Source organism: Actinoplanes sp. CA-142083 (assembly GCF_050942195.1).
Lineage (GTDB): Bacteria > Actinomycetota > Actinomycetes > Mycobacteriales > Micromonosporaceae > Actinoplanes.
This window is the reverse complement of record NZ_CP192076.1, coordinates 8,050,706-8,076,022: the sequence shown is the minus strand read 5'-3', so window position 1 is coordinate 8,076,022 and position 25,317 is coordinate 8,050,706. Positions and strand designations below refer to the sequence as shown.

The following is a 25,317-nucleotide window of genomic DNA, read 5'->3' as shown; positions in this document are numbered from 1 at the left end:
AGCGCCTCGCCCAGCGCCTCGCCGCAGCGCCTCGCCCCGCGCCTCGCCCAGCGCCTCGCCCAGCGCCTCGCCCCCGCGCCTCGCCCCAGCTCCCGGCCGAATCTTGATGACTCGCTGCGAGGTGGAGCCTGTTGCTTTTTCGCTGGCTGGCTGTCGGTGCGGGACGTCCGGGCCCGGGGCTGGGCCTGGGTGGTGGCTGGAGGCCCCCGGGGGTTTGGGGTTATTCGGTGGTGAGGGTGTGGATGCGTAGGAGGTTGGTGACGGCGGCGGCGAAGCGGAGTTCGCTGTTGGTGGCGGTGAGGCCGCGGCGCAGGAATTGGCGGAGTCCGCGGCGGTCTTTGAGCCAGCTGTTGGGTGCTTCGACGAGTGGGGATCGGCGTTTGTAGAGGTTGCGGCCTGCGGTGGTGCGTAGCCGGTGGTTCATGGCTTGCCGGATGGTGGCGTGTTCGGGTGGCTGGCCGGTGGCCGGGTTGGTGGTGGCGTGGTCGCCGAGTTGGCGGCTGGTGGTGCCGGCGATGAGCCGGTCGGGGCCGTGGCAGGTGAGGTTGTTGATGCTGTCGTAGCCGGCGTCGCCGATCATGACGCCGATGGTCAGGTCGGTGCGGCCGGTGTGTGCGGTCAGGTGCGCGGCGAGGTCGGTGATGGCGGTGCGGGTGGGTTCGAATTGCTGGACGTCGTTGGCGTCCTGGGTGGCTTGGGCGTGCAGGAAGAACTGGTCTTCGCTGACGGCGGTTTGGCAGTTGTAGCCCTGCAGCCAGCCGTTACGGGTTTTCAGTAGCCGGGAGTCGGGGTCGGTCAGGTTCACCCGTGGCCCTGGCGTGTCGGTTGTGGTGGGGTCCTCAGCGGCGCCGGTCCCGGCGTCGACGGCTGCTGCGTCGTAGGCGGCTTTCGCGGTTTTGACCCGGCAGTGCTGGTCGGCGGGCAGTGGCGGGCGTCCGTGGGGCTGGTTCCCGGCGGCGCGGGTCCGTGCGGCCCGTTCGTGCCAGGCGTCGGCGCGGCGCTGGATCCGGGCGCGTTCACGCTGCCAGCGGGCCCGGGCCGCGGCGACCGGGTCCGCGGTCTTCGGCGGCGGCCCGAACACGCTCAGGTCCGGGTCGGCGAGGTTGCGTTCGTAGTCGGCGCCGGCCTGCTCGGCGGCGTCCCGGCGGGCCCGCTCGGCCGCGCCCGCTTTCTCGGCCTCGGCCAGGGCCTGCCGGATCCGGGCAGCCCGCCCGGACCGGTCCCGCAGCCTCGGCGGCAGCTCATCACCCCGCTCGTCCCCGCCGAACTCGGTGTCCTCGGCCGCGTCGGTCGCCGCGGTGTCGGCCAGATACTGCTCGGCCAGGCGCCGCAAGCCCTGCTCGCTGCGGTTGGCGTCACGGGCCGCGTTCCCGGCGATCTTCGTGCCGTCGAACGCGACCACCCCGAGCCGGACCATGCCCAGGCGGGCGGCCAGTAGCAGCGTCGCGGTCAGCAGGTCAGCCAGCGCCGTCTCGTGGTCTTGCCGGAACCGGGCGAGGACCGTGTGGTCCGGCACATCGGACGCGCAGATGACCCGGAACGCGACATCGGTGTGACACAACCGCTCGATCTGCCGCGACGAACGCACCCCGTGCGCCATCGCATACACCAGCAGAGTGAGCAGCATCTCCGGGTCATAGCCACGCCGGCCGACCCCGCCGAGCCGGGCCCGGGCGTGGAACGCGGCCGTGTCCAACTCGCCGACCGCGTCGATGACGAACCACACCAGATGATCCGCGGGCAGCCAATCCATCATCGACGGCGGCAACAGAAACACCTGATCACGATCCACCGGCCGATACCGTTTCGCCACCAGTAAATGGTGACAGGCATGGATCAATCAGGCCAGACCCGCCACCACCCGAAGCCAAAAAGCAACAGGCTCGGTGCGAGCACCAAGTCATCATCCTTGGACGCGTCCCACCAATGGCGACTGAATATAAACGGATATTTCCGGCGCGCGGGCGCCACACCTGCACGCCGGAGTCAGGCCAGCGCCCCCATCAGGCGGACGACGCGCGATCCCAGGCCAGCACATCCCGGGCCGTCGTCAGCAGCGGCGTCACGGCGCCCATCTCCGGCGCCGGCGTCCGATGCAACGTCGCCCACATCGAAGGATCCCTAACCAGCGGGAACCGCCCCCGCGACGGCTCCGGCACGACCTCAACCGAAGTGCCCGCCGCTTCGGCGCATATCTGGATAAGTCCGGAAAAGGTGGTGGCGGGGCCGGCCGCCAGGAAAGCGCCACCCCGATCCGCCACCAAGAGATTGACCACCAACCGTGCCAAATCCCTCGAGTCGACCAGCTGAATCGGCTGGGCGGGATCACCCGGCAGCGCAACCCGCCCACCCCGAGCCGCCGCCCGCACCCAGTAGACCAGCCCGTCCGGGTCGTCGTAGGGCCCCGCCACCTTCACCGGCCGCACGATCGTCGCCCGCGATCCGAATCGTTGGACCACGTCCTGCTCGCAAGCCACCTTCGAAGGCCCATAGGTCTCATCGGTCAACGGCCAGGAAGCGTCCCGGATCGGTGGACGCAGCCCCGGCCCCGCCCCGGCGATCACCGCATGGCTGGAGATGAACAGATAACGCCCCACCCGGTCGCCCAGCGCGTCCATCGCCCAGCCCACGTCCCGCGGCGTATACGAAGTCACGTCCACGACCGCATCCCACGAGCCGTCCCGAAGCGCTCCGAAGTCCCCCGCATACCGATCACCGACCAGCTGCGAAACCTCAGGAAACAACGACGCGTTACGCCCCCGGTTGAACAGCGTCGGCGTATGCCCGTCGGCGAGCAGGCGCTCGACGATGGTCCGGCCGATGAACCCGGTCCCGCCGAGCACCAGCACCCGCACGAGCGCTCAGAGCACCCATTCGTCGTCGCGGATGATCTCGACAGTTCCCTTGGGGCCCGTCCCCGTGACGGTGATTCCGTCGCCGCCGATCACCACGTCGGTGTGCACCGCCGACACGTTCAGGCCGAGCTCTTTCCGCTCCTCCTCGCTCAGGCCCATCCCGCCCTCGACCGCGAACGGGAAGCTCTGCCCCCACGCGACGTGACATCCGGCGTTCTCGTCGAAGAGGGTGTTGCGGAAGACGATCCCGGCCTTCGCGATCCGGCTGTCCCGGTCGACCAGCGACACCTCGCCGAGCCGGCTCGAACCCTCGTCCGTGGCGATCTGCGCTTTCACGACGTCGGCGCCTTCATCGGCGTACGCGTCAATGATCTTGCCGTCCTTGAAGTCGACCTTGAGTCCGGTGACCAGCTGACCCAGGATGACCATGGGCTTGGTGACCCGGATCGTGCCGTCGGCGCGGTGGCGATCGGGGCTGGTGAAGACCTCTTCGGTGGGGATGTTCGGCATGTACGGGATGCCGTCGCCGTCGATCATGCCGCCGCCGGTCCAGCGGGCGTTCGCCGGTAGCCCCACCGTCAGATCGGTGCCCTCGCCCACGTAGCGGACCTCGGTCAGCTCCAGCGCGTCCAGCTGGCGGGCGCGCGCCGCCAGCGTCGCCGACCGCTGCTGCCACTCGGCCGCCGGATCGGGCGAGTCGAGCCGCATCGCCGTGCCGACCGCCTCCCACAGCCGGTCGACGTCGGGCTCGCCGAAGATCTGCTCGGCCCAGCCCGCGTTCGGCGCCGCCACCACGCTCCAGCGCATCCGCCCGAACAGCGACCGCCGCCGCGCCTGCGCCTCGTCCCACCGGCGCGCCGCGACCTTGGCCGGGTCGGCGCCGTCGAACAGGTGCGGGTTCGCGTCGCCGACCAGCGCGATCGACGCCGCGCCCTCGGCCGCCCACTCCTCGATCCGGGCGAGCGCCCACGGCCGGCTCCGCGACAGCTGCTCGACGCTCAGGTGATCGACCGCCGACCGCTGCATCGGCCCGTCGTGCCAGACCGTCTCGACCCAGCTCGCGCCGGCCCGGTAGGCCGCCTCGACCACCGCGCGGGCGATCTCCAGGTGCTCGGTGTCGGTGTCGATCACGACACCCTGCCCCGGCTGCACGTTGACCCCGGCCCGGACGACCAGGTCGGCGAAGCGTTCGATCTGTCCCATGCCGGACAGCCTAGATCAGAGTGCGCGCCCGCAGGGTCTACCTTCGTCGGCGTGACTCTTGCCCATGACGTGACCGGTGACGGCCCCGCCGTCCTGCTGCTGCACTCGACGGTGGTCGACCGTCGCATGTGGGATCCGACGGTTCCCGCGCTGGTCGAGGCCGGCTTCCAGGCGATCCGCTGCGACCTGCGCGGCTACGGCGATTCCCCGCCGGCCACCGAGCTCTACAACGACGCCGACGACGCGCTCGACCTGCTCGGCACCGACCCCTTCACGATCATCGGTTCCTCGGGCGGCGGCCGCGTGGCGCTGGAGATCGCCGCCCGTTACCCCGGCTTGGTGACCGCCCTCGTGCTGCTCTGCTCCGCCGGCGACAACCTGTTTCCCGGTCCGGGCCTGCGCGCTTTCTGGGATCGCGAGAACGCCCTGCTCGAGGCCGGCGACATCGACGGCGCCGTGGACCTCAACGTCACCCAGTGGGTGGGTCCAGAGGCATCAGACCAAACCCGTGATTCCGTACGGGTGATGCAGCGTCACGTTTTCGACCTCCAGATGGCCGTCCCCGAGGAGCCACCGCAGACCACGTACGAGTACGACTACGCGGACATCGCCGCCCGGATGTTGCTCGTCACCGGCGCCCACGACTTCCCCGAGTTCGGCGCGGTCGCCGACGACCTGGCCGCGGTGCACCCCTCGGCGACCCGCGTGCACCTGCCGTGGGCGGGCCACCTGCCCAGCATGGAACGCCCCGACCTGCTGAACCCGATCCTCCTGGAGTTTCTGAAGTGACCAGCGGCTTGGCCCCGCTTCTCAGGCTGCTCGCCACCTCCGACCCGGACGAGGCCGACAGCCTGCGCAGCACCCTTGCCGAGTTGATGTGGAACGAGCCGGACACCTGCCGCGCCGCGCTCCTGCCGCTGCTCGACGACCCCGCCCTCCGCGTGGAGGCGCTGTGGGCGCTGGGTCACGTCGTCCGCCCCGACGACATCCCTCTCCTCACGCGGGCCCTGTCCTCCGAGGACCCCGCGATCCGGCGGGCCGCCGTGGACTCCCTGCCTGCTCTGACCGCCGATCCCCGCGTGGAGGATCTGCTCGTCGCGGCCCTGAGCGACCCCGACATGTGGACCCGCCACCACGCCGTCCTCGGCCTGGCCTGGGACGCCCCCGCCGCCGTGGTCGACCACCTGATTCCGCTCGCCACCGACGAGTCCTGGCAGGTCCGCGCGGCACTGGGCGAGGCACTCGGCCGCCTGTCCGCCGCCGCCGCCGCGGCCGCCGCCGCGCAGGCCGCCTCCGCCGACGCCCTGGCCGCTGGCTCCGACCGTCGGGCCGCTGCCGCCGAAGCATTGCTTGTGCTGCTCGGCGACGCCGAGCCCTCGGTCCGGGCGGGCGCCGCTCGCGGCCTGGGCAACCTCGGCGACGCACGGGACGCCCTCATCCCGTGCGCGGCCGACCCCGACGAACGTGTCCGCGCCGCTGTCGCCGTGGCGCTGGCCACCAGCGACGGCCCCGAATCCGTCGAGACACTGCGGGCCCTGGCCGCCGACGAGTCCTCCGAGGTCCGCTGGAACCTGGCCGCCGCGTTGGGCCCGTGCCAGTGGCCCGAGGCCGGCGAGCTGCGAACGCAACTTGCCGCCGACCCGAGCCCCGTCGTCCGCCAGGCAGCTACGTCCTAGCTCAGTCGGTGTGGGGGAGGCGCCCGGCCGGCACGACGCCGAGGCGGCCCTTCTGGAAGTCCTCGAACGCCTGGGCCAGCTCCTCCTTCGTGTTCATCACGAACGGCCCGTAGTGCGCCACCGGCTCCCGGATCGGCCGCCCGCCCATCACGAACAGCTCCATCGCCGGGATGTTGGAGTCCTGCGTGGCGTCCGCCGTCACCCGGATCGCGCCGCCCGCCCCGAAGGCCGCCAACTGTCCGATCTGGATCGGCCGCTGCTCGGCACCGACGTTTCCGCGGCCGGCGAGCACGTACACCAGCGCGTTGTAGTCCTCCTGCCACGGCAGGTCGAGCTGGGCGCCCGGCTGCAGGGTCACGTGCGCCAGGTTGATCGGGGTGAAGGTCGAGCCGGGGCCGTCGTGGCCGGCGATCGAGCCGGCGATGATGCGGATCAGGCTGCCGCCGTCCGGCGTGGTGATCAGGGCCGACTCGCGCCCGCGGATGTCCTGGTATTTCGGGGTGATCATCTTCGCCGCGGCCGGCAGGTTGACCCACAGCTGCAGGCCGTGGAACAGGCCGCCGCTGGTCACCAGGTGCTCCGGCGGCGCCTCGATGTGCAGGATCCCCTGCCCGGCGGTCATCCACTGGGTGTCGCCGTTGGTGATCGTGCCGCCGCCACCGAGCGAGTCCTGGTGGTCCATGATCCCGTCGATCATGTAGGTCACCGTCTCGAAGCCGCGGTGCGGGTGCCACGGCGTGCCCTTCGGCTCGCCCGGCGCGTAGTCCACCTCGCCCATCTGGTCGAGGTGGATGAACGGGTCGAGCTCGTTCAGCGGCACGCCGGCGAACGCGCGGCGCACCGGGAAGCCCTCGCCCTCGTAACCGGACGGCGCGGTGGTAAGGCGGCGAACCGGCCGGAAAGTCCCGGAAAAGGTCCCCAGGCGCGGCAGGACGAGCACATCGTCGACGGTGATGGCGGGCATCTCAGGCCTTCCTAACTTTGTCGAAAACCCGGGCGATGACCTCGAGCTCGTCGGGTTCGAGGCGGTCGATGAAGCTGTCCCGCACGGTGACCAGGTGCAGCGGGGCGGCGGACTCCAGCGCGGTCATCCCCTCCTCGGTGAGCACGGCCTCCTGGCCGCGCCCGTCCTCGGGACAGGGCTGCTTGCGGACGAGACCGCGCTTGACCATCGAGTTGATCTGGTACGTGATGCGGCTCGGCGAGAACACCAGCCGGCCCGCCAGCTCGCCCATGCGCAGCCGGTGGCCGGGCGCCTCGGAGAGGACGACCATGACGTGGTAGTCGTTCATGCTCAGGCCGGTCCGGGCGCGCAAGTCGTCCTCGAGGTGGGTGTGCAGCGCCCACGAGGTCTCGATGAACGTGCGCCAGGCGCGCTGTTCGTCGTCCGTCAGCGGTTCGGCCATGCGGGAACTCTAACTCTTTCAAATCTTAAATAACAAGGTGCCGTGGGTCACGCGGCGTCGCGGACCCGGTCCATCAGCGCCACGAACGCCGCCGGCTGATCGAACATCGACCGATGACCCGCGTTCTTGAGCGTCACGAGCTCTTTGCGCGGCGCCTTCAGCACCGCGTTCCAAAGACCGAGATCGCGTACGCGTGCGGGCACCTCACGGTCTCCGGCGACGAAATAGACGGGTACGGCCAGAGCGGGCACCTGGGTCTTGAAGTCGATCGAGCGCACCCGCGGGTAGTAGGCGTCGAACGAGTCGAGGAAGCCCGAGATCACGTGCACCTTCTCCAGGGCCCCGAGCTCGGGCGCCTCCACGTTCTCGATCAGCGCGTCGCCGTTGTCCGTCCCGTACACCCGATCTTCGTTGAGGATCATCGGCTCGTACCCGTAGATGTTGGTGTAAGGCGGCGGACCCACCTGCGTGAGCCGCGCGACCAGCGTGGCGTCTCCCCGGGCCCGCGCCCACGCCAGCGTGTCGTCATATTGCGTGCGGTCGCTGGCGGTCGGGTTCGCCACCTGACCAACTCCGACATAAGACGCAAAATACCCAGGGCTTTCCTGTACGGCCAGAGTCGCGCCGATCGTGCCGCCCGAATGTGCGACCAGGAAGACCTTGTCGCGACGGAACCGGGTGCGCAGGTACTCGGTGACCGCCAGGACGTTGCGGGTCTCGTTTTCCACCGTGAAGGTCGGCGTCGGGTCGAGCGCGCCGAACGACCGCGCGCCGCCGCGCCTGTCCATGGTCACCACGATGAACCGCTGCTCCAGAGCCGCGAGCCGCTCCCGCATCGCGCGCAGCTCCGATCCGCCCGGCGACCCGGGCACGAACAGCAGGATCGGGAGGTCCGTGCGGGCGCCCCTGATCATGAGACCGAGCTTCCCCGCGTACGAAAGCTCGGAAATGCCCCCCTTGATCGGCGCGACGCGCCCCGGGACCGCGACCACCACCCCCGTCGCGACCACCACGACGGCCAGAACGCCCGTCACGAAGCGGCCGACCCACCGCCAGGGGCTGCGGCTGCGCCGCGTCGAGCCCGCGCCGTAGGCCGCGGCGACGCCCATCGGCAGCAGCGTGAGCAGCGCCTCGAAGCCCCGCCCCACGATCAGCGCGAGAATCCCCAGGTCGGTGGGGCGCGGATAGTCCACGGTCGGGCCCGCGAACCCCACCCGCGTGACCTCGGCCGCCACCAGGAACAGCAGCGGCGTCAGCAGGATCGCCCAGCGCGACCGCGAATAGCGCCCCGCGAACGCGCCCACCGCGAGGCTGACCACCAGGATGCCGACGGCCTCGATCGGGAAGATCGGCCCGCGTGGCCGCCAGAAGGCCACGACCACACCCCAGACCAGCGCCGGAAGCAACCCCACGCCACGGACCATGCGGGGACGCTAGTCGGAATTCGATACGGCTCGCTGCCCCGGGACCGCTAACGTGCGTGCCATGATTGCTCGCCTCGCCGGTCCGGATGACGCAGACGAGCTGGTGCGCCTACGCGCCGTCATGTTGCGCTCCCTGCATACCGCGTCGTGGGACGACGACTGGCAGAAGCCCGCCCGCGCCACGCTCCTCGACCGCTTGGCCGCCGGGACCATGGCGGCGTTCGTCGTCGACCGCCCCGGCGCGACCGGCCTGGCGGCGTGCGCGCTCGGCGTGATCGAGGACAGGCTCGGCAGCCCCGGCAACCCCTTCGGCCGCAGCGGCTACGTCTTCAGCGTCGCCACCGACCCCGACATGCGCCGGCGAGGCTTCTCCCGCGCGTGCCTGACGGCGTTGCTCCACTGGTTCCGCGACCGCGACATCACCAGGGTCGACCTGCGCGCGTCGGCCGACGGCGAGCCGCTCTACCGGTCGCTGGGCTTCGAGCGCACTTCCGATCCCGCGATGCGACTACGCTTCTAGCGCTTGACCTTCTATTCGGGCCGGCCGTCGGCGAGCCACTGGGCGAGGCCGCGCAGGCCGGTCGACCAGCGGCCGAGGTCGGTGACCTCCGCGTGCTCGGTGACGACGGTGAGCAGCTCGGCCACGGCCTCGTCCGGGCGCTGCGCCTCGTTGAGGGTCAGGGCGCGGAAGACGCGTACGGAATCGGAGTCGGGGAACTCCCGGCGGGCGCGATCGAGCACCGCTAGCGATTCGTCCAGGTCGCCCAGCCACCGCAAGGTGCTGCCGTACTGGCAGAGGCACCGGCGCAGGACGTCGCCGTCGAGGCCAAGCGCCAGCGCCCGCTCGTAGTAGCCGCGGGCGGTTGCCTCCTGGCCGGCGGTGTCGTAGGCGCCGCCCACCTCGTACACGAGAACCGGATGGTCCGGGTTTTCGGCCAGCAGCGCCTGGAAGTAGGCGATCGTGGGCGCCATGTTCGCCCGGTCGCGCTGGTCGTAGCCGCGCTGGATGGCCTCGGCCAGTTCGGGAGTCATGAGCCGGAGCATAGTGCCGTGTATGGTGTGCGCAGCGCGTACCAGGGCGCCTCCCGTCCGCGGCAAGCACCGAGTGCACCTGGATTTCCCACCACTGTGCGTTGCCTCGCGCGTCGTCCGATCGCGCCCGGTTCGCAGCGGACCCGGGTGGCGATGGAGAGATCATGAGCGTTCGGAAGTTGCCCGAGCACGCCTCGACCGGCCAGCTGCGAGCCCAGGCCAAGGAGTTGCGGCGGGCGTACGCGGGCGGCAGTCCAGTCGCCGCGGCGCGGGTCCGGGCCGTGCATCCGCAGGCGGCCGGCGAGATCTCGTTGCGGGACGCCCAGCTGGTGATCGCACGGGAGCACGACTTCCCGGGCTGGCGCGATCTCGTGGCGGCCGTCGTCGCGCAGCAGAGCGGCGGCACCGACCTGCACCGGTGGTTCGGCGTGGAGCTGAACAACGGCACCTGGGACGTGCTGGGCAACGGCTTGTCCGAGCTCAGCCCGCAGATCGAGCGGGAACAGGCGCTGTACGCGGCGTACGCGTCGACCTACCACTGGATGCAGGCCGGCACGGTCGCCAACCACGGCCGCGGCGAGTACATGATCGCCAGCGTGGCGGTGGCGATCGGGCTGCTCGACGTCGCCGCCCGGCACGCGGCCCGGTATGCGGAGCTGATCGAGGCGCACCCGGCGGCGTTCGCCGATTGGGACCGGGCCTTCGCCGCCGAGGCCCGCGCCCGGGTCGCCGCCCGGTCGGGCGAGGCCGGCGCACCCGAGCTCAAGGCCGAGGCGGCCCGCGCCATCGAGGCGGTCGCCGACCCCGAGGACCGCCGGATCTGCGCGGAGCGGCTCGCCTCACCACCCTGGTGACAGCTAGACCTTCCGGACCCGTTCGGCGAGGTCGTCCCACAACGCGGGGGCGGCGCCGATGGTGAGCTCGGTCGAGAAGTCCGGGCCGCGGCCGCCGAGGACCACGCCGGCCTCCCGGGCGATCAGGGCGCCGGCCGCGATGTCCCACAACTTGGTGTCGAGGGCCAGGCCGCCGTCCAGCCGCCCGGCGGCCAGGTACACCAGGTTGAGCGCGGCCGGGAGCCGGCGGATGTCGCCGACGACCGGCAGCAGCTCGTTGATCACGCGGCCCGCCCGCTGTTTGGTCTCCGGGCCGGGCTGGAAGCTGACGCCCACCAGCGCCTCGCCGAGCGGCGGTCCGCCCTTCACCGCGAGCGGCTCGCCGTTCAGGAACGCGCCGCCGCCGTCGATCGCGCTGAAGGTCTCGTTCGCCACCGGCTCGTGCACCACCGCGAGCTTGGGTTGGTCCTCCTGATAGAGGGCTACGCACACCGACCACGGGCCGGTGCGACTGATGTAGTTCCGCGTGCCGTCGAGCGGATCGATGATCCACATCCAGCCGCTGGACCCGGACCGGCCGTGACCCTCCTCGGCCTGCACCGCGTCGTCGGGAAAGGCCGCGTTGATCGCCTCCACGATGAGGCGCTCGCTGGCGATGTCGACGTCGGAGACGACATCGTTGGCGTGCGCCTTGGGCGCGCCCACCCGCAGGGTGTCGCGGCGCTCGAGCTGCAGCCGGCCGGCTTGGATTGCCAGGGTGGCGGCGAGGTCGCGCGCCGCGAGGAGATCTCGGTCCATCACCGGACACGCTAGCGGAAGGTGCGGGGCGCCGCCGTGGCGAACCCCGCACCCGGTCCGCTCAGGCGCAGCGCCGCCCGTCGTTGATGCAGGTGGCGATGCGTTGCATGGTCCGTGCCGAGTTGACGTTGAGGAAGTCGTTGTGGTCGGAGAACGGGTTGTGGTTCTCCTCCGGGAACGAGTCGAGGGCGTACTGGCCCTTCAGCTGCACGTCGCGGGGAATCTCGTAGGAGATGGTGATCCGCAGCTGCGGGATCGCCACGAAGCCGCGCGGGCAGGCGCCGGTGGCCCGGTCGGCGAACGCGACGTGGTCACGATGGTTGGCGCTGTCGATGTTCTTGCCGTCCCAGCAGCCCGGGAAGTCCTGCACCCGCTGCACCTGGCGGCCGGCCGGGCAGACCGGGTACTTGTCGGAGAGCCGGTCGGCGAAGCCGGAACAGGTCCAGGTGGCGCGGGCGTTGGCGGTGCCCCGGCCGGCCGGCTTCGACTCGCCGGTCAGCTCCCGCAGGAACTTCGGCATCGGAACGACCTTGGTGCGGAGGTTGCCGCGGTACTCGATGCGTACCGCTGCGGGCCGGACGATGCCGCCGGTGTTGTTGGGCAGTTCGAGGTTCGGGCCCTGGGGGTCGGGCAGCGGGGCCGCAGCCTGTTGGCCGCCGCTCGGTTGGCCGCCGCTCGGTTGGCCGCCGCTCGGTTGGCCGCCGCTTTGCTGATCCACAGTGCACGGGGCGAGGGCGTTCAGGCCCTGCGGCCGGGTGGCGCCCTGCCGGGCGATGGCGATGGCGATCCGGTCCAGGGTGGCGGTCCGCTTCGCCGTGAGCGGGCCCACGAGGGCGTTGCCGTTCTGGCCGGTGACCAATCGCTGGTTGGCCTCGGAGATCTGCCGGTCCAGCTCGGCGAGATTGCGGTTCACCTCGTCAAGAGCCTTGGCGGGGACGCCCGGCAGCTTGTCGCGGACCGACGGGCACCGCACCTGCGGAGTCGCGGCCGTGCCGTGCCCACTGTGGAGGGTGATGTGCACGGCGTCGAAGCTCACGTCACAGTCGGCCAGCGAGACCATGCCGCCGGCACCGACCGCCTTGCCGAGCCGTTGCAGGAGGGCGAGGCGCTGGGTCCGCAGCCACTGAAGCACCTCGGTGTTCAGCTTGGCGTTCACGCCGCGGGACGCCAGCACGCGACGGTCGGCGGTGACTTCGAGCCGGTCCAGGTCGGCCAGCATCCGGTCGACCGTCTTCTTGGCGCCGGCGGGCACGGCCGGCATCCGGCCGCGTACCGACGGGCAGACCACCGTCGGCGAGGTCGAGGCCAGAGCCTGCTTGACCGCGTTGTCCCCGGCCCGGACCGCCTTGTCGATCCGCACGACCGGCCAGAAGTACGAGGACTTGTCGCCGTTGCGGCACGTCGTGCCGGATGCGGCGAGATCGGCATCCGACGAATCCGCGGTGATGGCGAGGTTGCCGACGAAGTCGTGCACGTGCTGCGCGCCGTTCTTCACGCCCGGCTGCGCCACCGGATTGTCCGGGCTGAACTTGCCGTTGCCGTTGGTGCCGCAGTCCACCGTGAACCGCCCGGTTGAGGCCCTGGGCCCGGCTTTCGGCCTGACCACGTTGGGCGGCACCTGCTCGATCGCCAGAAAGTCCGCCAGGCTCGTGGCGGCGTCAGCGGAGCCCTTGCCGCCGCTGGACACGAACGTGACCGTGAGCGCGCCGGTCGCCACCAGCACCGCCGCCACCAGCGCCAGCCGGACGGGCCGCGCGTCGCGCCATTTCGACTTCCTTCTCATCCGCTTTCCTCCTCGTGCCCGGGGGTGATGTGCCCGGATACGAGGGCGACCGAGGGCAGGGATGAGGAAAGCGGCCGAGCGTCATCGGTTGGTAAGAACTGCCCCTATCGAGGCGGGAAGCCGGGATAGAAGTAGCCCGGGGACCAGTACGGCGGAAATCCGTAGTATCCGTAGAGGTCCTCGTAGTACGGCCGCTGGTCGGCGAGGTCCGGGCTGTACCGGGGCGCGCCGGCGATGCGGTCCTTCGCCGAGGCCACGTGCACTTCGTCGTCGGTGACCCGCTCAATCGCATCGACGGGGATGAAGGACGTGGTGGCCCCGAACCCGAGGATGCCACCATGCTCGACGCTCAGAAACCGGACCGCCTCGCCGGCGGAGTCGACCAGAAGGTCAATGACAGTGCCGACCTTCTCACCGGCGCTGTCGATCACGCTACGGCCGCGGACATCCTGCGCGGGATCGGCAACGGTCTGCCCGGTCTCGCTCAACGGAGTCAGCGTCCCTGACGGCTCAGCCATCCCCGGCGATTACCCAAAATCGGTCAAGTTCATGCGACACCCCGCCCGCTCGCCGCCCCCGAGCGGCTAGCCCATGAGGGCGGCCTCGCGCGTGGCGGCGGGCTCGCGCGTGGCGGCGGGCTCGCGCGTGGCGGCGGGCTCGCGCGTGGCGGCGGGCTCGCGCGTGGCGGCGGGCTCGCGCGTGGCGGCGGGCTCGCGCGTGGCGGCGGGCTCGCGCGTGGCGGCGGGCTCGCGCACATCGGAGACGTTCGGCGCGAGGTCGCATTGCGTGGTGGCGCGTCGCTTGGAGGGCACTTCGCTTAGGGGCACGCTGTGCAGATGGCGCGCCGTGCAGAGCCGGCGCGTCGCGCGTTGCGCAGGGCGTGCGCCGCGCGTGGCGGCTCCCCGTGTGGCGGCTCCCCGTGTGGCGGCTCCCCGTGTGGCGGCTCCCCGTGTGGCGGCTCCCCGTGTGGCGGCTCCCCGTGTGGCGGCTCCCCGCGTGGCGGCTCCCCGCGTGGCGGCTCCCCGCGTGGCGGCTCCCCGCGTGGCGCCTCCCTGCGTGGCGCCTCCCTGCGTGGCAGTGGGGCGGTCAGGCGGCGGGCTGCAGGGTCTGGTGGTCCGGCCCCTCCGCGACCAAGGGCTCGGCGATCGCGGGCTCGGCCTCCACCGGCTCGGGCTCCAAGGACTCGGCAAGCAGGGGCTCGGCGGGTGGGGTGGCGACGGCCAGGCGGGCGGTCGGGGCGGGCTCGACCGGGATCGGGATGGCGGCGGCGCCGGCGCCGGTGGGGCGTGGTTTGCGTTTGGGGGAGCGTGACGACGCGCTGCCGCCCCGGCCGGGGTAGACGTAGAGGCCGTTGACCGGGTCGGGGGTTGCGTCCAGGGCCGCGGTGACGACGGGCAGGGAACGGAAACGGTCCCACTCGTCGGTCTCGCGGAACGCCACCTCCAGGACGACGCCGCCGGGGATCACGGTCCACTCCCACTTGCGGGCGCCGTTGGTGATGGCCGCTTCCAGAAGGGCCTCACCGTAACCGTCCTTCCACCGCATCGCGGGCAGGACGCCATCGCGCACCTCGATCGACCACCACCGCACGCTCATGCCATCGAAGGTACGCCGCGAAAGCACGTTCCGGGGGTACGCATCCGGGCCGTGATGAATCGGAGCGAGCTGGGCGCTGCAACTTATCAATGATGAATTGGCGCGAGCGGGGCACGGCAGATCATCAACGGTGAGGTGGTGCGAGCGGGGCACGGCAGATCATCAACGGTGAGGTGGTGCGAGCGGGGCACGGCAGATCATCAACGGTGAGGTGGTGCGAGCGGGGCACGGCAAATCAGCAAGGCTCAGGGGGCCTCGAGGGCGCCGTCGGGGCGGCGGACCGTGGCCGCCCAGCGTTCATGGGCGCCGACGACCGGCGGGTGGGCCGCGGCGAGTTTCTCGTTGAGCTCGATTCCCCAGCCGGGAGCGGTGGAGGGGCGGGCATATCCAGCCTCGATCACCGGCGTCCCGGGGAAGATCTCGTGGACCACATCGGGATAGATGTGGCCCTCTTGTATGCCGAAGGCGGGGCTGGCCAGATCGAGCGCGAGGTTGGCGGCGGCGCCGATCGGGGAGACGTCGGCGGGGGCGTGCCAGGCCGTCTGGACGCCGGAGAGCTCGCACAAGTCGGCCAGCTTCCGGGCGGGGGTCAGGCCTCCGATCGCGGAGATGTGGCAGCGCAGCAGGTCGACCCCGCCGGTGGAGACCAGGCGGGCCGCTTCGGCGACCGAGGTGGTCAGCTCACCGCAGGCGATGGGTACGGGTGAGGCCGCGCGCACCTCGGGCAACCGGTCGTAGTGCTCGGGCGCGATCGGGTCCTCGAGGAAGAACAACCGGTACGGCTCGAGCGAGCGGGCCAGCACCACGGCCTGCTTGGGCGTGAGCCGGCTGTGCACGTCGTGCAACAGCTCGACGTCGTCGCCGAGGCGGTCGCGGGCGGCGGCGAACAGGCGCGGCGTCTGGGCGAGGTAGTGCTGGACGCTCCAGCCGTCGGGGTAGGGCGCCAGCGGATAGCCACCGGGCCGGCCGGGAGCACCGTAGGCGCCGAGGCCCGGCTGGCCGGTCTGCAGGCGTACGTGCGTGAAGCCGTCCTCGATCAGCGACTCCGCATGGTCGAGGGTTTCCGGGATGGTCGCGCCGGAGGCATGCAGGTAGACCGGCACGTCACCGCGGAGCCGCCCGCCCAGTAGCGAGTAAACGGGCATGCCGGCGCGCTTCCCCGCGATGTCCCACAGCGCCATGTCCACGCCGGACAAAGCACTGTTCAGCACCGGTCCAGCCCGCCAATACGACGAAAAATGCAACAGACGCGAAATTTCGGAAATGTCCGAAATTGGGTGGCCGACGAGCAGCGGCGCCACGTGCGACTCGAGGGCGGAGACAACCGCGGCGAATCGCTGGGTAAAAGTGGCGCAGCCCAAACCGTAGAGCCCCGGCGAAGAGGTGTCGATCCGGACCACCACGAGGTTGACCCCCTCGGGGGCGGTGATCACGACCCGCACGCCGGTGACGGCGATGTCGTTCCCCTGATCCCACGGCGGCCTCATGCCCGTACCTCATAAAGGAATTTTGCGGTGAAATCCAGCAGATCGAGCGCCGGCGTCAGATCGATCGGCACCGAACGACCGGCGAAGCGGGGCCGCGGCACGCCGGGATGAAAGGTCTCCAGCAGCCACTCCGTCGGCTGCGGCGCCAGCGTGGACGGCGCCGCCACGTACACGACGTGGTGCCCGGCCACCGCCGGCCGCAACCCGGCGACGAGAGCCCGCGCCGCGTCCCGATCGTCCAGATAGCTCCAGACGTCGGCCGCGCCCGTCTGCGGCGAGTGGGTGAATCGCGCGGCCGCCTCGGCCAGCCGCCCCTCCGCGGTCCCCACGAACGGCAGCCGCAGCGCCACCACGCTCATCCCGTACTGGCGGTGGATCATCAGCGAGGTGGCCTCGTCGACCTGCTTGGACAGCGCGTACGGGTCGGTGATCTGCAGCGGGATCTCCGCGTCGATCGGGAAGTACGGCATCCGCAGCGGCGCCCGCGCGAACGGCAGCCCGCAGATCGCATAGCTGCTCGCGATCGCGGCCCGCTCGACGCCCGCCCGGCCGGCGCGATCGAGCACGGTGAAGGTCGCGAGCGTGTTGTGCCCGAAAACCTTCTCGCCGGGATCGTGCAGCGGAGTCGGGATGGCGGCCAAGTGGATCACGTCGGTCACATCGCGCAATGCTTCGTCGACCACCGGCGCCGAGCAGGCGTCGCCCACCACGACCCGGTCCGCGAGCAGGCCCGGCGCCTCCTCGAGGACCAGCGCCGTGACCGGGACGCCGCGGTCGGCGAGCAGGGTGAGCACGGCCGACCCGACCAGCCCGGCCGCGCCGGTCACGAGGGCGCGCATGAGCTGCAACTTACTCTGATCATGACCGCGACGAACGCCTGGCCACGCCATTATCATCGAGCCGCTATGGCTTACCGGGTGGAGTACAACGGCGAGGACATCGAGCTCGCCACCCTCGATGCCGCCCTGAATTGCGCCCGCAACGCGATCGCCAACGACGTCGACCGTTTCGACGGCTGGGCGGTCGAGCACGACGAGGAGCTGGACGACTGGTTCGTGCAGGCCGTGCGCAGCGGCCGCCGGATCGGGCCGACCGCGGTGATCTCCGGACCCGGCGCCCGCGTCGTGGAGGAGTGGGAGCGCCGGGTGTCGTTCGTCGGCCGCACGCCGGCCGAGGCGTTCGCGATGGCGGCCGACTGGCTGGAGCGCCGGCCCGACGTCGAGGTGCTCGGCGACGTCGGGTGGCACCACACGTCCAGCGGCCACCAGTTGCGCATCTACTTCCGCGGTTAGGCGGCCTCGTTCTTCAGCGAGTTCTCCAGGTCGGCGCGAAGCTTCCGGAAATCGACGTCGTGGTCGGCCAGGACGCGGGCGGCCAGTCCCTGGCCCTCGCGCAGCAGGCCCAGCATGAGGTGCTCGGGGGCGATGAAGTTCTGGTGCAGGCGGATCGCCTCGCGCAGCGAGAGCTCCAGCACCTTCTTCGCTCGCGGGGAGAACGGGATGTGCCCGCTGCCCGCGTAGAACTTGCCGAAGATGCCCCGCTTCTTGGGCGCCGGCTTGGGCAGCTTCAAAGCGCCCGCGCCGAAGCTCTCCTCGATGGCGGCGCGCACCTTGTCGAGGTCGATGCCGATGGCCTTGAGCGCGGCGGTGTCCTCATCGTCGGCTTCCGTGAACGACAAGTCGGGCTTCAGGGGACCGATCGCCTCCCGGGCCGCCTCGTAGTCGAAGGGCCGGAGCAGTCGCGCGACCGCGCCATCCGCGTCGGCGAGCATCGAGAGCAGCACGTCCTCGGTGCCGATGTGATCGTGGCCCAGGTCGCGGGCCTCTTCCTGGGCGCCGACGACGACCTGGCGCGCGGCGGCGGTGAACCTCTCGAACATGTCAGCCCTCCCGTGGGTCGCGCGCCGGCATGAGGTGCGCGTGCTTCTTGTGGACGCCCTGGCGGGTCACGTCGAGCGCGTCGGCGATCTCCTGCCAGGACCAGCCCTGGCGGCGGGCGTTGGTGACCTGCAGATGCTCGAGGCCCTCGAGCAGGCGGCGCAGGGCGACCACCGCGCGCAGGCCGACGCGGGGGTCGGTGCTGCCGGCGGCGGCGGCGAGGTCGGTTGCCTCAGTCATGCTGTCAACTTACGTTGACGCGGGCCAACCGTCAACCCCGGTTGACATCGCGCGCGCAAAAAAAGGCCGGCTTCTTGCGAAGCCGGCCAAAAACTAGCCGCCGTACGTCAGCTCGAACCCGATGATGTCGTTGTAGGCGATCGAAAGCTCCACCGGCCGCGGCGCCGGCGCCGTGATCGCGAACGCCGCACCCGTCGGATCGCAGATCTCGACATACCGCCCGAGGCCCATCTCCACCGGCCCGGCCGTCACCCGGCCACCCATCCGGGCCACGTCGTCCACCAGCGAGGGGCAGTCGGCCACCTGGAACGACGGCTGCCAACGGTTGTCGTACCGCCCGGTGATCAGCCCGGCCACCGAGTCGTGCGCTTCCGTCAGCCATTCGCCACTGCCGAACTCGTGCGTCAGCGTCCACCCGAACACCGAGCCGTAGAACGCCGTCGCCGGGGCCATGTCGTCGATCAGCAGGTCCGACCAGGCCATCGTGCCCGGCTCGCCCCGCAGCTGGGCGCCCGCGAAACCGGTGGACTGCCAGAGTCCGAACAGAGCGCCGCCGGCGTCGGCGACAATCGAGCTGCGTGCGCCGGCTCGCTCTTCCGGCGGGGTCAAAATTCTCCCGTACGCCTGGAGCACACGTTCCCAGGTCTCCTCGAGCTCGGGTGTCGCGAGGTACGTCAGCCACCCGTCGGGCCGGTCGTGCCGGCTTCGGGAGATGCCGGCAACCGCGCGGCCATTGAGCAGGAACCGATCGCCGTCGATCTCCCAGCCGAACAGTCCGGCGTAGAACTCCGCCGCCCGCGCCGGGTCCGAAGTCGTCAGTTCCACCCAGCAGGGGGTCGATGGCGCAAAGCCTCTGATCCTCATGTGCCGCTCCAACCTGGATGTCCCCGAATTGCTGAACACCTTACGGCACCCAATACGCTTCGTCACTACCCAAGGGTTCAATGTCCGGTTTGGCGCGTGTTGCCGCAACGCAGAGTAATTGGTTGAGGGTTCGAATGTAACGCGACCGTTAACCAGTCGATCAGTCGAGTGTGGACCTGATCAACATCTCGAACCACACCGTCGAGCCGCGGACCGACGGATCGGTGCCCCACGAGTCGCTCAGCTCCTCGATCAGCCCGAGGCCACGCCCGCGACTGCTCAGGCTCGTCTTGGCCTCGGCCTGCGTGCGGATCACGCTGCCCCGGGTGCCCGTGTCGGCGACCGAGACGAGCAGCCTTTCCGCGTTGAGGTCGATCTCCACCTGGGCCGGGGTCCCGGCGTGCAGCAGGGCGTTGGTGGTGAGCTCGCTGGTGCACAGGACGGCGGAGGCGATCACCGGCTCGGGCACCGACCACTCGCGCAGGCGGGCGGTCATCCAATGGCGTACGCGGCTGGGGCCGCTCGGATCGGCCGCCACCCGCATCGTGTCCGACCGGCTGCGGGTCACCGCCCGCTCCACCGCGAGCACCGCCACGTCGTCGTCGGTCGGCGGGCCCGGCACCGCCGCGGTCGCCAGCGAGCACAGGTTGCGCGGGTCGCCGCTCGGCGCCGCCGCGGCCGCCGCCACCAGCGCGTCCAGCCCGTCGTTCAGCGCCCGGCCGCGGCGCTCCACCATCCCGTCGCTGAACAGCATGATCGTGTCGCCCGGCTCGAGCCGCACCTGGCCGGTCTGCCAGCGGCCACCCAGCCCCAGCGGCGCGCCCGGCGGCACCTTGACCAGCTCGGCGCTCGGCGGCTCGCCGGCCACGCCCGCGCGGCGCAGCACCGGCGGCGGGTGGCCCGCGCTGGCCAGCGTGATCGTGCCGTCGGCGAGGTCGAGCACGCCGTACGCCACGGTCACGAAGATCTCCTCGTTGCGCGACTCGGCGCCCAGCGAGCCGACCAGCCGGTCGAGGCCGGCCAGCACCGCCGGCGGCTCGGGGTCGGTCAGCGCCATCGCCCGCAGCGCCGCCCGCACCTGGCCCATCACCGCGGCCGCCCGCACGTCGTGCCCGGCCACGTCGCCCAGCACGATCGCCAGCCGGCCGTCGGCCAGCCGGAACGCGTCGTAGAAGTCGCCGCCCGCGGCGTTGCCGTCGACGCCCGGGGCGTACCGGGCCGCTATGCGGAAATGCTCCAGCTCGGGCAGGTGCTCGGGGAGCATGCTGCGCTGCAGCAGCTGGGCGGTGCCGTGCTGCGCCTCGAAGCGGCGGGCCCGCTCGGCGGCCTGCGCCACCAGCTGGGCGACGGCGCTGAGCAGCGCCCGCTCGGCCGGCAGCCAGGTGTGCGCGGCGCGGTAGCCGATGCTCAGCGCGCCGGTCAGCGACGGCGTCCGCAGCGGCAGCACGGCCAGCGCCCGGATGCGCCGCTCGTGCCGGTCGGCCGCCACCTCGCGCAGCGGCTCGCCGTCGGGCACGAACGACGGCCGGCCCTCGCGGGCGGCCGCCACCACCGGGGCGCGCGGATCGTCGGGGATCCTCTTCCACACCGGGGGGAGGCGCTCGTCGGCCTCGTCGAGCACCTCGCCGCGCACCCGGCGCACGATGCGGAACGCGGCGCCGTCGTCGACGGCGAAGACGCAGTGGTCGACGTCGAACGAGGCCAGCGCGTAGCCCAGCACGACCCGGGCCACGTCGTCGACGGTCAGCGCGACCGCGAGCCGCGCGGTGAGATCGCCCAGATTTTGCAGGCGCCGGGTCACCTGGGTGGTCTCGGCGGCGACGGTCAGCACCCCGGTGACGGCACCCCGCGAGTCGTGCACGACCGAGTGCCCGCGGGTGAAGAAGGCCTGCTCGGAGGGGCCGCCCTCGGTGCGGGCCACGGTCAGCTGGGTCTCGGCCTCGAGGAACGGCTGGCCGCTGCGGTAGACCTCCTCGACCACGCCGCCCAGGGACGCCCAGAGATCGGCGAGCCCCTCCGGCGCGGGGCGGCCGAGCGCGGCCGGGTGCAGGGAGCCGATCATCTCGGCGTACGCGTCGTTGTAGATCAGGACGAAGCCTGCGCCGGCGCTGAACGCCATCGGCATCGGCGACGCCAGCACGAGCTCGACCGCGGCCGCGACCGCCGGATCCCAGTGGTCACGCGGGCCGAGCGCGGTGGCCGACCAGTCGATCTCGGCGACGATCTCGGCGCAGCTGCGGCGGCCAGGCGGGAGCCCGCCCTGCTGCGCGGGCAGCGTGGGCATCACTGAGGGGCTCACCCCACCCGTCCCGGCCATGACCAAAAGCGTAGCCCGACTCGGCCATTCGGACGATGCCCCGCCCTCCGTCCGTCCGATTCCTGACGGTACGAGTTATTGACATTGCGAGCCGAGCGGCGTCGCTCGTTCCGTCTTATGGTCGCAGTGGCCTCGATGACAGCAGGGGAGTGGTGATGACCGGGAACGGGATCGGCCAGGGACTCAGCGACATGTGGCGCTCGGTGCTGTTGTTCCTGCCCGCGGCGCTGGCGTTCATCGTGATCCTGGTCGTCGGATACTTCGTGGCCCGGGTGCTGCGGACGCTGGTGGCCAAGGGTCTGGCACGCACCGGGTTCGACCGGGCGGTGTCGCGCGGGGGCGTCGGGCGGGCGCTGCGGAACGTCAGCGCCGCCGACCTCTGTGCGAAGATTGTCTTTTATGCGGTGCTGCTGTTCGCGCTGCAGCTGGCCTTCGGCATCTGGGGTCCCAACCCGGTCAGCGATCTGCTCACGGCGCTGATCTCGTGGCTGCCCCGGGCGTTCGTGGCGATCGTGATCGTGGTGGTGGCCGCGGCGATCGCGGGGGCTGTCCATGATCTGATCGCCAGCGCGCTGGGCGGGCTCGGGTACGGGCGGGTGCTGGCCCGGGTGGTCGCGATCGTGATCGTGGCGCTGGGGGTGATCGCGGCGCTCGACCAGGTGCGGATCGCCACGTCGGTCACCCAGCCGCTGTTGATCGCGGTGCTGGCCACGGTCGCCGGCGTGGTGATCGTGGGGGTGGGCGGCGGGCTCATCCGGCCCATGCAGCAGCGGTGGGACGGGTGGCTGGATCGCGCCTCGACCGAGTCCAGCGCGATCCGGGAGCACGCGAAGGCGTATGCGGACGAGCGCCGCGCCGAGGAAGAGCGCCGTGCCGAGGAGGCGCGCCTGGCGGAAGAGGCCCGGCTGGCGGAGGAGGCCCGGAAGGCCGAGGAGGCCCGTCGCGCGGAGGAAGCGCGTCTGGCCAAGGAGGCCGAGGTGGCCCGTCGCGCGGAGGAAGCGCGTCTCGCCAAGGAAGCGGAGGACGCCCGTCGCGCTGAGGAAGCTCGTCTCGCCAAGGAGGCCGAGGAGGCCCGTCGCGCCGAGGAAGCGCGTCTGGCCAAGGAAGCGGAGGACGCCCGTCGCGCTGAGGAAGCTCGTCTCGCCAAGGAGGCCGAGGAGGCCCGGCGCGCGAATGAAGCCCGCCAGGCCGAAGAGGCCCGCCAGGCCGCGGTCGCCGCCGCCGAGGCCGAGCGCCAAGCCGCCGCCTCCCGCGCCGCCGGCCAGCAGCCCGCCGGGGGCGCCGAGCCGCCGCCGGACGACACCCAGGTCATCCCGACCCCGCGCGGCCGCCGGGTCACCGACAGCGCCTTCGACACCGAGCGCCGCGAGCACCGCCCCGACTTCATCCCCGGCTTCGACCCCGACCCCGACGACACCACGATCATCACGTCGGACACCGCCGACACCACGATCATCAACCCGGGCGCCGACAACACGGTGGTGATCGGCCCCGACGAGACCCAGGTGATCCGCCCGGACGGCACGACGCCGGACGACACGACGCAGGACTTCGCGACGCAGGACGACACCACCCAGGACGTCACCGCCGCCGAGCGTCGCAAGCCCAAGACATAGAAAGGGCCGCCGCCGGGCGTGAACCCGGCGGCGGCCCCTGGTCGGACAGCCTGTGGAGCGGTGTTGCCCTAGCTCAGCTGGGGTCGGGCAGGGTGCGGGCGAGCACGCACACGGCCAGCAGCCGGCGCATGACCCAGTCGTTGTCCGACCAGTCGATCGGGCCGACCGGCGGGCGCCAGCCGTGGGTGAACGCGGCGTCGCGCACGCCCTCCGCGTACGCGGCGAGCAGAACCGCCGTCAGCGGGCGGACGTCCGCGGACAGGCTGTCGCGGATCCCGGCGGCGTGCTGGTCGACGATGGCCATCAGGCCCGGGCCGGCGTCGGCGGCGTCGAGGCCGCTGACACCCACCGTGTCGTGGAGCTCGGCGAGGCAGGCGTAGGCGGAACGGAGGGCAGCACGGGCGGCAGCGCCGCTGAACAGGCCATTCATGAGAAGAAAAGTTACGGAGCCTCGGGTAGGGAAAGGTTCTCCGTACAGGTGCAGGTCGGTTGAAGGGGAAAGACTTTGGAAGACGGACCGGACGAGGCCCACCGGCGCCCGGAGGGCCTCGACGATCTCACCGTGCAGGCGCTGGGCAAGCTGAGCGAGGCCCTCGAGACCACCGAGCGGGTCCGCGGGCACCTGTACGCGATGCACCAGCTCACCGGCACCGCCGACTTCCAGCTCGACGAGGCGGTCTCGCTGTTCATGCAGGCCGGCCACGAGGAGCTGGCCGAGCGCATCCAGCGGGAGCTGATCGGCCGCAACGTCACGCCCGGCCACTGGACGTTCCAGCTGGTCGAGGAGTACGACGACGGCTACTGGTCGGAGTTCCGCGCGCTGGAGAGAGAGGCCCGCGAGAAGCTCGCCGGCGGCCGGCGGCATCTTTACGAGGCGGAGCTGAAGGAGCGCCGCCGCACCCACGGGAGAACCGGGCACGAGGCGCGGTAGAGCGCTACTCGATCGGCTCGGGCCGGCGGCGCTGGGCGTCGTCGGCCAGGATCACGGTGGCGACGCAGAGGGCCACGGCCACGGCGAACAGCCAGGACGCGTCGTCGATGACCTTGGCGGCCACGGGCGCCTGGACGGCGGCCAGCAGGAAACCGACCCAGGCGAAGAGACGCTGGCGTTCGGACAGGAAACCGGCAGATCGCATTCGGCCAGTTTGTCGCGATCACACGGGATCGCCGTCACCCGTTCGGCCGATTCTCCGTTGTCCGATCGTGCCCTCAGGATTGCGTCCCCGCGGCTCAAGACTTCGCGCGTTCGTCGCATTGTCGCTGGTCACCGCGCTGGCCGGGTGCGCGCCGCACGAGACGCCCCCGGCGGCCCCCGCGCCCGCCCCGCATGTGGCCGTGGGGTCCCTTCTCGGTCGCACCGGCGCATACCTGACGGTCGACGACGCCGCCTCCCGGGTCCAGGTGGTCACCGCGACGCTCCCCGGCCTCCTCTACCGTGTCACCACCCCCGCCGACAGCGGCCTCACACCTCATGTGACCAGCGAGAACGGCCATGTCCGGGCCATTCTGCGACCGAACGGCGCCGACGGCCCCGACGAGGTTCGCATCGTGCTCAACCGGGACGTCCGGTGGGGGATAAGCCTGCCCTCGGGCGCCGGCGAGCAGCAGCTGGACCTGCGCCGCGGCCGCGTCTCCCGGCTCGAGCTGGGCGCGTCGGGCCTGCTGGAGCTGCGCCTGCCGCCGCCGGCCGGCACCGTGCCGATCACCCTCGCCGGCGCCGTCGGCAGCGTCGTCCTGAGCGCGTCGCCGCTGCGCCTCGAGCTCGATCAGGGCGCCGGCTTCGCCGAGCTTCCGTGGGGGTCCGGCCAGGCGATCACGCCGGGCGCCGTCGTGGAGACGCCCGGGTGGAGCAAAATCCCTGATCGGTACGCGATCAGAGCGCGCTCGACCATCGGAAGCCTGACCGTCCGTCAGAAGGAGTAGGGCCCGAACCGCCCCCACGCGACCACCACGGTCAGGATCAGCAGCACGACGTTGCCGATCACCATCGGCGTCTCCTTGCGGCGCGCGTGCACGACCACCGCCCCGGCCATGACGATCGCCAGCCCCGTCGCCGCCAGCGGCACCAGGATCGGCGCGATGTCGAGCGCCGCGGGCAGGATCAGCCCGATCGCGGCCAGCACCTCCAGCGCCCCGATCAGCTTGATCGTGCCCGCGCCGAAGTCGTCGGTCCACCCCATGCCCTGCGCCTTGAGCTGCTCCTTCGGCCGCAGCACCTTCAGCAGGCCGCTGCCGAGGAAGACGGCGGCGAGCAGGCTCGCAATGATCCACAAAACGACGTTCACGGGCCCTCCATCAGTTAACGAGTGA

At 71.5% G+C, this 25,317-nt stretch carries 29 protein-coding genes; 8 read left to right on the top strand and 21 right to left on the bottom strand.

Translation table 11 applies throughout. From position 1 onward, the window contains the following. Positions 1-220 precede the first annotated feature (220 nt). The 3 genes from ACQPZX_RS36960 to ACQPZX_RS36950 form a co-directional block, all read right to left on the bottom strand. Positions 221-1,813: a transposase gene (locus tag ACQPZX_RS36960; RefSeq protein WP_433366032.1), complete on the bottom strand. Its 1,593-nt coding sequence runs from the start codon at positions 1,811-1,813 to the stop codon at positions 221-223. Between the two features lie 190 nt (positions 1,814-2,003). After that, positions 2,004-2,849, bottom strand: coding sequence for an NAD-dependent epimerase/dehydratase family protein (locus ACQPZX_RS36955; protein WP_433366029.1), 846 nt, complete (start codon positions 2,847-2,849; stop codon positions 2,004-2,006). A 12-nt stretch (positions 2,850-2,861) separates the two neighbouring features. Continuing rightward, a complete protein-coding gene (locus tag ACQPZX_RS36950) occupies positions 2,862-4,058 on the bottom strand; it encodes an aminopeptidase (protein WP_433366026.1) in 1,197 nt (398 codons plus the stop codon). Between the two features lie 51 nt (positions 4,059-4,109). Between ACQPZX_RS36950 and ACQPZX_RS36945 the strand changes: the two genes are divergently transcribed. Together ACQPZX_RS36945 and ACQPZX_RS36940 are read left to right on the top strand one after the other, a co-directional pair. Continuing rightward, a complete protein-coding gene (locus ACQPZX_RS36945) occupies positions 4,110-4,847 on the top strand; it encodes an alpha/beta fold hydrolase (RefSeq protein ID WP_433366023.1) in 738 nt (245 codons plus the stop codon). Beyond that, complete coding sequence (locus tag ACQPZX_RS36940) at positions 4,844-5,734, top strand: HEAT repeat domain-containing protein (protein ID WP_433366020.1); 891 nt, start codon at positions 4,844-4,846, stop codon at positions 5,732-5,734. The genes ACQPZX_RS36945 and ACQPZX_RS36940 overlap by 4 nt, the downstream gene beginning before the upstream one ends. 1 nt (position 5,735) lies before the next feature. Here ACQPZX_RS36940 and ACQPZX_RS36935 read toward each other — a convergent pair whose 3' ends face one another. The 3 genes from ACQPZX_RS36935 to ACQPZX_RS36925 are packed head-to-tail and all read right to left on the bottom strand — an operon-like array spanning position 5,736 to position 8,564. After that, positions 5,736-6,698: a pirin family protein gene (locus ACQPZX_RS36935; RefSeq protein ID WP_433366017.1), complete on the bottom strand. Its 963-nt coding sequence runs from the start codon at positions 6,696-6,698 to the stop codon at positions 5,736-5,738. Between the two features lies 1 nt (position 6,699). Beyond that, positions 6,700-7,140, bottom strand: a complete 441-nt coding sequence (locus ACQPZX_RS36930; RefSeq protein WP_433366014.1) for a MarR family winged helix-turn-helix transcriptional regulator — start codon at positions 7,138-7,140, stop codon at positions 6,700-6,702. Between the two features lie 47 nt (positions 7,141-7,187). Next, positions 7,188-8,564: an alpha/beta fold hydrolase gene (locus ACQPZX_RS36925; RefSeq protein WP_433366011.1), complete on the bottom strand. Its 1,377-nt coding sequence runs from the start codon at positions 8,562-8,564 to the stop codon at positions 7,188-7,190. Between the two features lie 61 nt (positions 8,565-8,625). On the opposite strand from ACQPZX_RS36925, the gene ACQPZX_RS36920 reads away from it, so the two are divergent. Next, on the top strand, positions 8,626-9,084 hold the full coding sequence (locus ACQPZX_RS36920) for a GNAT family N-acetyltransferase (protein ID WP_433366008.1): 459 nt from the start codon (positions 8,626-8,628) through the stop codon (positions 9,082-9,084). A gap of 11 nt (positions 9,085-9,095) precedes the next feature. On the opposite strand, the gene ACQPZX_RS36915 is transcribed toward ACQPZX_RS36920, so the two are convergent. After that, positions 9,096-9,596 (bottom strand): tetratricopeptide repeat protein, encoded by a 501-nt coding sequence (locus tag ACQPZX_RS36915; protein WP_433366005.1) that lies wholly within the window; start codon positions 9,594-9,596, stop codon positions 9,096-9,098. Between the two features lie 164 nt (positions 9,597-9,760). On the opposite strand from ACQPZX_RS36915, the gene ACQPZX_RS36910 reads away from it, so the two are divergent. After that, positions 9,761-10,450 carry a hypothetical protein gene (locus tag ACQPZX_RS36910; RefSeq protein ID WP_433366002.1) on the top strand — a complete coding sequence of 230 codons (690 nt, stop codon included), beginning with the start codon at positions 9,761-9,763 and terminating at the stop codon, positions 10,448-10,450. A 3-nt stretch (positions 10,451-10,453) separates the two neighbouring features. Here the strand turns inward: ACQPZX_RS36910 and ACQPZX_RS36905 are convergent, their stop codons facing one another. From ACQPZX_RS36905 to ACQPZX_RS36875, 7 genes are all read right to left on the bottom strand, one after another. After that, the gene (locus tag ACQPZX_RS36905) at positions 10,454-11,227 is read right to left on the bottom strand and encodes an inositol monophosphatase family protein (RefSeq protein ID WP_433365999.1); all 774 of its coding nucleotides are present in this window, start codon (positions 11,225-11,227) and stop codon (positions 10,454-10,456) included. Between the two features lie 61 nt (positions 11,228-11,288). After that, complete coding sequence (locus tag ACQPZX_RS36900; RefSeq protein ID WP_433365996.1) at positions 11,289-13,010, bottom strand: DUF1996 domain-containing protein; 1,722 nt, start codon at positions 13,008-13,010, stop codon at positions 11,289-11,291. A gap of 104 nt (positions 13,011-13,114) precedes the next feature. Beyond that, a complete protein-coding gene (locus ACQPZX_RS36895; protein WP_433365994.1) occupies positions 13,115-13,498 on the bottom strand; it encodes a PRC-barrel domain-containing protein in 384 nt (127 codons plus the stop codon). A 96-nt stretch (positions 13,499-13,594) separates the two neighbouring features. Next, on the bottom strand, positions 13,595-13,822 hold the full coding sequence (locus ACQPZX_RS36890; RefSeq protein WP_433365991.1) for a hypothetical protein: 228 nt from the start codon (positions 13,820-13,822) through the stop codon (positions 13,595-13,597). Positions 13,823-14,096: 274 nt separating this feature from the next. Next, positions 14,097-14,606, bottom strand: coding sequence for a hypothetical protein (locus tag ACQPZX_RS36885; RefSeq protein WP_433365988.1), 510 nt, complete (start codon positions 14,604-14,606; stop codon positions 14,097-14,099). A 245-nt stretch (positions 14,607-14,851) separates the two neighbouring features. Next, on the bottom strand, positions 14,852-16,093 hold the full coding sequence (locus ACQPZX_RS36880) for an enolase C-terminal domain-like protein (protein WP_433365985.1): 1,242 nt from the start codon (positions 16,091-16,093) through the stop codon (positions 14,852-14,854). Continuing rightward, on the bottom strand, positions 16,090-16,932 hold the full coding sequence (locus tag ACQPZX_RS36875; RefSeq protein WP_433365982.1) for an NAD-dependent epimerase/dehydratase family protein: 843 nt from the start codon (positions 16,930-16,932) through the stop codon (positions 16,090-16,092). Before ACQPZX_RS36875 ends, ACQPZX_RS36880 begins: the two co-directional genes overlap by 4 nt. Before the next feature lie 66 nt (positions 16,933-16,998). Here ACQPZX_RS36875 and ACQPZX_RS36870 point away from each other — a divergent pair, with 66 nt between their 5' ends. Beyond that, entirely contained in the window at positions 16,999-17,385 is a 387-nt protein-coding gene (locus ACQPZX_RS36870; protein WP_433365979.1) for a hypothetical protein, read from the top strand. On the opposite strand, the gene ACQPZX_RS36865 is transcribed toward ACQPZX_RS36870, so the two are convergent. From ACQPZX_RS36865 to ACQPZX_RS36850, 4 genes are all read right to left on the bottom strand, one after another. Further along, the gene (locus tag ACQPZX_RS36865; protein ID WP_433365977.1) at positions 17,382-17,972 is read right to left on the bottom strand and encodes a Clp protease N-terminal domain-containing protein; all 591 of its coding nucleotides are present in this window, start codon (positions 17,970-17,972) and stop codon (positions 17,382-17,384) included. The genes ACQPZX_RS36870 and ACQPZX_RS36865 overlap by 4 nt on opposite strands. A gap of 1 nt (position 17,973) precedes the next feature. Further along, positions 17,974-18,210 (bottom strand): helix-turn-helix domain-containing protein, encoded by a 237-nt coding sequence (locus tag ACQPZX_RS36860; RefSeq protein WP_433365974.1) that lies wholly within the window; start codon positions 18,208-18,210, stop codon positions 17,974-17,976. Positions 18,211-18,303: 93 nt separating this feature from the next. After that, positions 18,304-19,035 carry a VOC family protein gene (locus ACQPZX_RS36855; protein WP_433365971.1) on the bottom strand — a complete coding sequence of 244 codons (732 nt, stop codon included), beginning with the start codon at positions 19,033-19,035 and terminating at the stop codon, positions 18,304-18,306. 199 nt (positions 19,036-19,234) lie between these two features. Then, positions 19,235-21,391, bottom strand: coding sequence for an ATP-binding SpoIIE family protein phosphatase (locus ACQPZX_RS36850; RefSeq protein WP_433365969.1), 2,157 nt, complete (start codon positions 21,389-21,391; stop codon positions 19,235-19,237). Between the two features lie 155 nt (positions 21,392-21,546). On the opposite strand from ACQPZX_RS36850, the gene ACQPZX_RS36845 reads away from it, so the two are divergent. Continuing rightward, positions 21,547-23,007 (top strand): mechanosensitive ion channel family protein, encoded by a 1,461-nt coding sequence (locus ACQPZX_RS36845; protein WP_433365966.1) that lies wholly within the window; start codon positions 21,547-21,549, stop codon positions 23,005-23,007. A gap of 73 nt (positions 23,008-23,080) precedes the next feature. On the opposite strand, the gene ACQPZX_RS36840 is transcribed toward ACQPZX_RS36845, so the two are convergent. Beyond that, positions 23,081-23,437, bottom strand: a complete 357-nt coding sequence (locus tag ACQPZX_RS36840) for a DUF6401 family natural product biosynthesis protein (protein WP_433365964.1) — start codon at positions 23,435-23,437, stop codon at positions 23,081-23,083. A 75-nt stretch (positions 23,438-23,512) separates the two neighbouring features. Here ACQPZX_RS36840 and ACQPZX_RS36835 point away from each other — a divergent pair, with 75 nt between their 5' ends. Next, positions 23,513-23,938: a hypothetical protein gene (locus ACQPZX_RS36835; protein WP_433365961.1), complete on the top strand. Its 426-nt coding sequence runs from the start codon at positions 23,513-23,515 to the stop codon at positions 23,936-23,938. Positions 23,939-23,942: 4 nt separating this feature from the next. On the opposite strand, the gene ACQPZX_RS36830 is transcribed toward ACQPZX_RS36835, so the two are convergent. Further along, on the bottom strand, positions 23,943-24,143 hold the full coding sequence (locus ACQPZX_RS36830; protein ID WP_433365958.1) for a hypothetical protein: 201 nt from the start codon (positions 24,141-24,143) through the stop codon (positions 23,943-23,945). A gap of 67 nt (positions 24,144-24,210) precedes the next feature. Between ACQPZX_RS36830 and ACQPZX_RS36825 the strand changes: the two genes are divergently transcribed. Then, entirely contained in the window at positions 24,211-24,930 is a 720-nt protein-coding gene (locus tag ACQPZX_RS36825) for a hypothetical protein (protein WP_433365955.1), read from the top strand. On the opposite strand, the gene ACQPZX_RS36820 is transcribed toward ACQPZX_RS36825, so the two are convergent. Further along, positions 24,918-25,292 (bottom strand): DoxX family protein, encoded by a 375-nt coding sequence (locus tag ACQPZX_RS36820; protein ID WP_433365952.1) that lies wholly within the window; start codon positions 25,290-25,292, stop codon positions 24,918-24,920. The two genes, ACQPZX_RS36825 and ACQPZX_RS36820, sit on opposite strands and share 13 nt — an antisense overlap. Positions 25,293-25,317 lie beyond the last annotated feature (25 nt).

What these genes read in the sequence shown, in the direction of transcription:
- ACQPZX_RS36950 (WP_433366026.1), bottom strand. Translation starts at nt 4,058, where the DNA reads ATGGGACAGATCGAACGCTTCGCCGACCTGGTCGTCCGGGCCGGGGTC.
- ACQPZX_RS36935 (WP_433366017.1), bottom strand. Translation starts at nt 6,698, where the DNA reads ATGCCCGCCATCACCGTCGACGATGTGCTCGTCCTGCCGCGCCTGGGG.
- ACQPZX_RS36930 (WP_433366014.1), bottom strand. Translation starts at nt 7,140, where the DNA reads ATGGCCGAACCGCTGACGGACGACGAACAGCGCGCCTGGCGCACGTTC.
- ACQPZX_RS36925 (WP_433366011.1), bottom strand. Translation starts at nt 8,564, where the DNA reads ATGGTCCGTGGCGTGGGGTTGCTTCCGGCGCTGGTCTGGGGTGTGGTC.
- ACQPZX_RS36920 (WP_433366008.1), top strand. Translation starts at nt 8,626, where the DNA reads ATGATTGCTCGCCTCGCCGGTCCGGATGACGCAGACGAGCTGGTGCGC.
- ACQPZX_RS36915 (WP_433366005.1), bottom strand. Translation starts at nt 9,596, where the DNA reads ATGACTCCCGAACTGGCCGAGGCCATCCAGCGCGGCTACGACCAGCGC.
- ACQPZX_RS36910 (WP_433366002.1), top strand. Translation starts at nt 9,761, where the DNA reads ATGAGCGTTCGGAAGTTGCCCGAGCACGCCTCGACCGGCCAGCTGCGA.
- ACQPZX_RS36905 (WP_433365999.1), bottom strand. Translation starts at nt 11,227, where the DNA reads ATGGACCGAGATCTCCTCGCGGCGCGCGACCTCGCCGCCACCCTGGCA.
- ACQPZX_RS36900 (WP_433365996.1), bottom strand. Translation starts at nt 13,010, where the DNA reads ATGAGAAGGAAGTCGAAATGGCGCGACGCGCGGCCCGTCCGGCTGGCG.
- ACQPZX_RS36885 (WP_433365988.1), bottom strand. Translation starts at nt 14,606, where the DNA reads ATGAGCGTGCGGTGGTGGTCGATCGAGGTGCGCGATGGCGTCCTGCCC.
- ACQPZX_RS36880 (WP_433365985.1), bottom strand. Translation starts at nt 16,093, where the DNA reads ATGAGGCCGCCGTGGGATCAGGGGAACGACATCGCCGTCACCGGCGTG.
- ACQPZX_RS36875 (WP_433365982.1), bottom strand. Translation starts at nt 16,932, where the DNA reads ATGCGCGCCCTCGTGACCGGCGCGGCCGGGCTGGTCGGGTCGGCCGTG.
- ACQPZX_RS36870 (WP_433365979.1), top strand. Translation starts at nt 16,999, where the DNA reads ATGGCTTACCGGGTGGAGTACAACGGCGAGGACATCGAGCTCGCCACC.
- ACQPZX_RS36865 (WP_433365977.1), bottom strand. Translation starts at nt 17,972, where the DNA reads ATGTTCGAGAGGTTCACCGCCGCCGCGCGCCAGGTCGTCGTCGGCGCC.
- ACQPZX_RS36860 (WP_433365974.1), bottom strand. Translation starts at nt 18,210, where the DNA reads ATGACTGAGGCAACCGACCTCGCCGCCGCCGCCGGCAGCACCGACCCC.
- ACQPZX_RS36850 (WP_433365969.1), bottom strand. Translation starts at nt 21,391, where the DNA reads ATGGCCGGGACGGGTGGGGTGAGCCCCTCAGTGATGCCCACGCTGCCC.
- ACQPZX_RS36845 (WP_433365966.1), top strand. Translation starts at nt 21,547, where the DNA reads ATGACCGGGAACGGGATCGGCCAGGGACTCAGCGACATGTGGCGCTCG.
- ACQPZX_RS36840 (WP_433365964.1), bottom strand. Translation starts at nt 23,437, where the DNA reads ATGAATGGCCTGTTCAGCGGCGCTGCCGCCCGTGCTGCCCTCCGTTCC.
- ACQPZX_RS36830 (WP_433365958.1), bottom strand. Translation starts at nt 24,143, where the DNA reads ATGCGATCTGCCGGTTTCCTGTCCGAACGCCAGCGTCTCTTCGCCTGG.